Below are 6,000 nucleotides of genomic sequence, written 5' to 3'. Positions count from 1 at the left end.
CCTTTATTAACCGCCGGAGGTTAATAAAGGCGCACAGCAGGCTAGGCCCTAGACTGATTCCCGTGACTGTCTCCACTGCTTACGAAGACCTCCTCCGGCTCGTCATGGAGACGGGTACCGCTAAATCCGATCGCACCGGAACCGGCACCCGCAGCATCTTCGGTCACCAGATGCGCTTCGATCTAGCCGACGGCTTTCCGCTCGTCACCACCAAGAAGGTCCACCTCAAGTCGATCGTCAACGAGCTCCTGTGGTTCCTGCGCGGCGACTCCAACGTGGCATGGCTGCACGAGCACGGCGTCTCCATCTGGGACGAATGGGCCGACGAGAACGGCGAACTCGGCCCCGTCTACGGCGTCCAGTGGCGTAGCTGGCCCACCCCTTCGGGCGAGCACATCGACCAGATCACGCAGACCGTCGAGACCCTGCGCTCCAACCCCGATTCCCGGCGGATCATCGTCTCGGCATGGAACGTGGCCGACATTCCGCAGATGGCGCTGGCGCCCTGCCACGCTTTCTTCCAGTTCTACGTCGCCGACGGCAAGCTCTCGTGCCAGCTGTACCAGCGCAGCGCCGACATGTTCCTCGGCGTTCCGTTCAACATCGCCAGCTACGCGCTACTGACCCACATGATGGCCCAGCAGGCCGGACTCGACGTCGGTGAGTTCGTCTGGACCGGCGGCGACTGCCACATCTACGACAATCACGTCGACCAGGTGACCGAGCAGCTCGGCCGCGAACCGCTGCCGTTGCCGACCTTGAAGCTGAACAAGCGCGACTCCATCTTCGACTACACCTTCGAAGACGTGGAGATCGTCGACTATCGACACCACCCCGCGATCAAAGCGCCGGTAGCGGTCTGACGATGACCGATCGCACAGTCACGCTCATCTGGGCGCAGGCCCATGACGGCGTCATCGGCACCGACAATACGATTCCGTGGCGCGTGTCCGAGGACATGGCCTACTTCAAACGCGTCACCATGGGCCATCCGGTGATCATGGGGCGGCGCACCTGGGACTCCATTCCACTGAAGTTCCGGCCGTTCAGCGGGCGCCGGAACATCGTCGTCACGCGCGATCCGGAGTGGCACGCCGAAGGCGCCGAGGTAGTCCACAATCTGGACGACGCGCTGGCATTGCCGGACGGTGACGTCTTCGTCGTAGGTGGCGGGCAGATTTATTCGGCTGCACTGCCATTCGCGACGCACCTACTGGTCACCGAGATCGACCTCGATACCGCCGGTGACGCCTTTGCTCCCGAGATCGGCTCCGAATGGAACCTGAAGTCCGACGAGCCCTGGCAGACCTCGGAGAAGAGCGGGCTGCGCTTCCGTTGGCTGGAATACACGCGCTGACCGACTTCCGTCGATAACGAGGCACCTCGCGAGTGAGTCGGTCATACTCCAAGAAGGACATTCACCGCTTTCGAGAGGTCTTCGATGGACAAGAAGTCACTGACCGCTCTCGCTCGCCAACAGTTGAAACTGGCGGGCTCGGCGACCAGCGGTCGCAGTTCACAAACCGTCTACGGCGGCCACCAACGCAGCCTGCGGCAGACAGTGATCGCGCTGAGCGCCGGCAAGAGCCTTGCCGAACACGACAGTCCGGGCGAAGCCACGCTGTTGGTCCTGAGCGGGAAGCTGAATCTTGTGTGTGGGAGCGACCAGTGGAAAGGATCCACCGGTGATTTCCTTGCCGTTCCGGCCGACCGGCACAGTGTCGAAGCGCTCGAAGACGTCGCATTTCTGCTGACCGTCGCCATGAAGGGCTGAAGTCGGTAGCGTCTTCCGGATGAGCGAAACCGTGATCGAAGTGTCGATCGTCGCAGCCCCGTCCGTACTCTGGCCCGCGCTGCGTGATCCGTCGCTGATTCGTCGTTGGTTCGGCTGGGAGTACGACGGACTCGACGACGAAATCACCCAGATCTACTCCACCGCCGAGGCCGACCCCGAAGCGTTGACGCTGAGACTCGGAAACGGTGACCGTTTCTCTCTATTGGAACAAAACGGCAAGACGCTCGTCCGCATCGATCGGCCGGCAAAGTCGGCAGAAGACGACTGGTACGACGACATCACCGAGGGGTGGACGACGTTCCTCCAGTTGCTCAGATTCGCCGTGGAACACCACGGGCTGGCCGAGCGAAGGACAATTTATCTCGACGGCCTTCTGCTCCCCGGCGAAAACGTGGCGACCGTCCTCGGGATCACCGAAATCGAACTGGAAGCGGGAAGTCGGTACGCGGCGACGATCGCTCCCGGCGACTACTTCGAGGGCGTCGTCGACTTCGTCACCGACCACCAATTCGGCTTGACAGTCGAAGATCTCGGCCCTGGCCTGCTGTCGGTCGCCTCGCAGTCCGTGACTGCCCAGCGACCCGATGGAGGTATGTCGATCCTGCTGACCACCTACAACCTGAGCGATGACGAGTTCGACGAAATCAAGCATCACTGGTCTTCGTGGTGGGAAGGTCGCCGTCAAGAGGGCTGACGTTCCGCGAGGCGATATGCTTCGACCATGGTCGAAGCTTCGGGTCACAGTCCGGCACGCACGTTCGGCGAGTTGCTCGACCGCCTGGGCGATTCCAACGCAGACATCCCCACGCTCCACCGTCTGCTCGAGGCGGTCCTGGTCGTCGGTTCAGGCCTTGATCTCGACCTGACACTTCAACGGATCATTACTTCTGCGACAACGGTTCTGGATTGTCGCTACGGCGCCCTGGGAGTTGCGGCGCCAGGGGGCGGGCTCTCGGAATTCGTCTACGAGGGAATCCCCGGGTCCCAGCGCGCGATCATGGGACATTTTCCCGAAGGGCATGGCGTTCTGGGTGTTCTGATGAATCATCCGCAGACTTTGCGCGTGGCGCATCTCGGCGACCATCCCGAATCGGTCGGATTCCCCGCAAACCACCCACCGATGGAGAGCTTCCTCGGAGCGCCGATCATGATGCGAGGAAAGGTGTTCGGCAGCATCTATCTGACCGAGAAGCGAGGAAAAGCCGAGTTCACCCAGGAGGACGAGGTCATTCTGGAGGCTCTCGCCATCGCAGCCGGTATCGCCGTGGAAAACGCCCGACTGTTCGAGCAGTCTCGAACTCGTGAAAGATGGCTCACCGCAACATCTGCCATTCGCTCCCGGTTGCTGGCCGGTGACTCGCTCGAGGACGGCTTGCAACTTCTTGCCAGCCGCGTTCGGGATTTGACCGGGGTCGAGGACGTGATCGTGGTGATCTGCGAGAACGGGTATGCCCAGGTCCATGCTGCGGCCAGCGCCCGAACCACTTCTCGTGGGGTCAGAATTCCAGCGACGACCTATCCGTTCGACGTCGTGCGGAGTACCCGAAAGCTACAGGTGCTCACCACATTAGGTGCGCTCACAGAACTGGTGCCGTCGGCCGGAAGTGCGGTCGTTGCACCGATGTGCGTCGCCTCGGGTGTAGTCGGCGCGATCATCGTGGCGTCGAATTCCACCAACACGCACTGGGACCACGACGAACTGACCCGAATCGAGTCGATGGCCGAACTCGGCTCCGTTGCAATCGAGTTCGACGAAAAGCAAAAGGCCCAGCGTCTGCTGTCGGTCCTCGCCGACCGCGATCGCATCGCACGAGACCTGCATGACAACGTCATCCAGCGACTCTTCGCGAGTGGAATGAGCCTGCAGAGCACGCTTCCGGACGAGGCCCTCCCCGCGTCGGCACGCGCGATTGTCAAACGATCCCTCGAACAGTTGGACAAGACCGTCCGCGAGATCCGGACAACCATCTTCGATCTGCAAACTCCTACTGCGGCCGGTTCGTCGAGCCTGCGCCGACGCCTCCTCGATGTCATCGGCGACGCCACCGCGCAGTCCGCGGTGACCCCCAGCGTCCAATTCTCCGGCGCCATCGACACTCTGGTGAATCCCGGAATCCATCAGCACGCCGAGGCCGTGCTGCGTGAAGGACTGAGCAACGTCCTGCGGCATGCACAGGCCCACAACATCACCATCGCGGTGACCGCGGATGTCGAATTCGCGATCACGATCGAGGACGACGGCGTGGGTCTTCCCTCCGACTTCCACAAGAGCGGACTTCACAATCTCGAGCGCCGTGCCGAACACTGCGGCGGTACATGCACAATCGTCAACCACGATCCGAGCGGTGCACGTCTGCTCTGGCGAGTGCCGCTAGGCCGCACCAACTCGAATCGGCCGAAGTCCGGTCGATAGATCTATCGACTACCGCTGCGGATTTCGGTGGCCAGCACTGCAGCCTGAGTACGACGCTGCATACCCAGCTTCGAGAGCAGACGCGTCACGTAGTTCTTGACCGTCTTCTCCGCGAGGAACAACCGCGCGCCGATCTCCCGGTTGGTGAGTCCCTCTCCGATGAGATCGAAGACTGCGCGCTCCTGATCGGAAAGTTCGGCCAACGGATCAGCTGTGCGGTCGCTACGAATCCGCTGCATCAGCGCCTCCGTCGCCCGACTGTCGAGCAGTGAACCGCCACGCCCAACTGTGCGGACGGCAGCGACCAGATCGGTTCCCAGAATCTGTTTGAGGACGAACCCCGAGGCGCCGGCCATGATCGCGTCGAGCAACGCCTCGTCGTCGGCGTAGGAGGTGAGCATCAGGCAGCGCAGGTCGGGAAGCATCGAGCGGAGCTCGCGGCACAGTTCGACGCCGTTACCGTCAGGCAGCCGCACGTCCAGAACCGCGACGTCGGCATTGCTCTGCGGTACCGCAGCCAATGCTTCTCCCACGGATGCGGCCTCGCCCACCACCACGAAGTCTTCGACCCCGCCGAGCAGGTCGAACAATCCGCGTCTGACGATCTCGTGATCGTCGACCAGGAATATCCGCGTTGTCATCGAACCCCTCCAAAAGACATCTCGAGTCGAACGGTACCGGAGATGGTGGACTCAGAACTCATTGAATGCATTCTCTTCACTTGTTGTCGTGCCGGACTATGAGAACCGGGCAATCCGCAGTGTGCAGGAGCGCCCGACTGGTCGATCCGAGGAGCATTCCCGCGAATCCGCCGCGCCCACGGCTACCGACGACTATCAATTGCGCCGTCTCCGCGTATTCGCTCAAAACCCGGACCGGACGGTCACGCGCGACGACCCTCTCGACGACGACGTCCGGGTAACGCTCGGTGAATCCGGCCAATTGCTCGGCGAGCACAACTTCCTCGCCTGTCTGGATGCTGCTCCACAGCTTGTCCTCCGGGGTGGCGCCCAGCGAGGGCTGCACACTCACGTCGCTCCACACGTTGACCGCAATCAAGGTGGCGCCCCTCGCCGAAGCCTGCTCGAAAGCATGCTCGACTGCCTCGATACTGCTCTCGGATCCATCGACGCCGACGACGACGGGACCTTCGGTCGGCGGTCGCCCGTCGAGCGTGCGCCCTCTGACAACTGCAACCGGCGATTCACCGTGCGAGACCACGGACACAGTCGCGGAACCGACGACCAGTCCGGTGAATTCACCGTGTCCGCGCGGTCCGAGCGCAATGATGTACGCACTCTTGGACAATTCGATCAGCCGATCGGAGACGCTGCCGTCAAGAAGTTCGGTGACGATCTCGAGGTCGTCATCGATGCTTTGCCGCGCAAGAATCTGCGCGCTGTCCAGACGAGCTGTGGCAGTTCGGCGCAGTTCTTCCTTGAAGCTCTCGGCGAGGTACGGCTCGGAGTAGTAGAAGGCGGGGATGTGCACCACCGTCGCGACATGGAGGGGGCGACCGAGCGCCACCGCCGTCCTCGCCGCCCAGACGACAGCCGACGACGCCGATTCCGAACCGTCTACCGCTACGACGACGGGTTTGGTTGCACTCATGTTCGTCCCTCCACTATCGACCACAGAATCTCTACGCCCTCACACTATTGCCCAATGACGGCAAAAAGGATTCATCAGCCGACGCGAGTCCCGAATCGGACATTCGACCTTCGGGTCTACTGCGGCAACGGCCCCGCCAACATCCCTTTCGGGCGTCAACGAGGCCACTGGAGCCGGATTC

7 protein-coding genes are annotated in these 6,000 nt (G+C 62.1%); 5 read left to right on the top strand and 2 right to left on the bottom strand.

The window, feature by feature from the left end; all coding sequences use genetic code 11:
• Positions 1 to 62 precede the first annotated feature (62 nt).
• From ACFQ6H_RS21830 to ACFQ6H_RS21810, 5 genes are all read left to right on the top strand, one after another.
• Complete coding sequence (locus tag ACFQ6H_RS21830; protein WP_378543462.1) at positions 63 to 863, top strand: thymidylate synthase; 801 nt, start codon at positions 63 to 65, stop codon at positions 861 to 863.
• A 2-nt stretch (positions 864 to 865) separates the two neighbouring features.
• Complete coding sequence (locus ACFQ6H_RS21825) at positions 866 to 1,357, top strand: dihydrofolate reductase (RefSeq protein ID WP_378648544.1); 492 nt, start codon at positions 866 to 868, stop codon at positions 1,355 to 1,357.
• Positions 1,358 to 1,441: 84 nt separating this feature from the next.
• A complete protein-coding gene (locus ACFQ6H_RS21820) occupies positions 1,442 to 1,774 on the top strand; it encodes a cupin domain-containing protein (protein ID WP_230814377.1) in 333 nt (110 codons plus the stop codon).
• Positions 1,775 to 1,793: 19 nt separating this feature from the next.
• Positions 1,794 to 2,489: a hypothetical protein gene (locus ACFQ6H_RS21815; RefSeq protein ID WP_378648542.1), complete on the top strand. Its 696-nt coding sequence runs from the start codon at positions 1,794 to 1,796 to the stop codon at positions 2,487 to 2,489.
• Positions 2,490 to 2,516: 27 nt separating this feature from the next.
• Complete coding sequence (locus ACFQ6H_RS21810; RefSeq protein ID WP_378648540.1) at positions 2,517 to 4,208, top strand: GAF domain-containing protein; 1,692 nt, start codon at positions 2,517 to 2,519, stop codon at positions 4,206 to 4,208.
• A gap of 2 nt (positions 4,209 to 4,210) precedes the next feature.
• Here the strand turns inward: ACFQ6H_RS21810 and ACFQ6H_RS21805 are convergent, their stop codons facing one another.
• Positions 4,211 to 4,849, bottom strand: a complete 639-nt coding sequence (locus ACFQ6H_RS21805) for a response regulator transcription factor (RefSeq protein WP_003946380.1) — start codon at positions 4,847 to 4,849, stop codon at positions 4,211 to 4,213.
• A 76-nt stretch (positions 4,850 to 4,925) separates the two neighbouring features.
• Entirely contained in the window at positions 4,926 to 5,819 is an 894-nt protein-coding gene (locus tag ACFQ6H_RS21800; RefSeq protein WP_378532537.1) for a universal stress protein, read from the bottom strand.
• Positions 5,820 to 6,000 lie beyond the last annotated feature (181 nt).

Source organism: Rhodococcus sp. NPDC056506 (assembly GCF_042794945.1).
GTDB lineage: Bacteria > Actinomycetota > Actinomycetes > Mycobacteriales > Mycobacteriaceae > Rhodococcus_F.
Note: the sequence above shows the minus strand (reverse complement) of the source record. Positions and strands in the feature narration are given on the sequence as shown.

Bases quoted from the DNA above. Each gene is read 5' to 3' on its own strand.
- ACFQ6H_RS21820 (WP_230814377.1), top strand. From the start codon at position 1,442: ATGGACAAGAAGTCACTGACCGCTCTCGCTCGCCAACAGTTGAAACTG.
- ACFQ6H_RS21815 (WP_378648542.1), top strand. From the start codon at position 1,794: ATGAGCGAAACCGTGATCGAAGTGTCGATCGTCGCAGCCCCGTCCGTA.
- ACFQ6H_RS21810 (WP_378648540.1), top strand. From the start codon at position 2,517: ATGGTCGAAGCTTCGGGTCACAGTCCGGCACGCACGTTCGGCGAGTTG.
- ACFQ6H_RS21825 (WP_378648544.1), top strand. From the start codon at position 866: ATGACCGATCGCACAGTCACGCTCATCTGGGCGCAGGCCCATGACGGC.
- ACFQ6H_RS21800 (WP_378532537.1), bottom strand. From the start codon at position 5,819: ATGAGTGCAACCAAACCCGTCGTCGTAGCGGTAGACGGTTCGGAATCG.
- ACFQ6H_RS21805 (WP_003946380.1), bottom strand. From the start codon at position 4,849: ATGACAACGCGGATATTCCTGGTCGACGATCACGAGATCGTCAGACGC.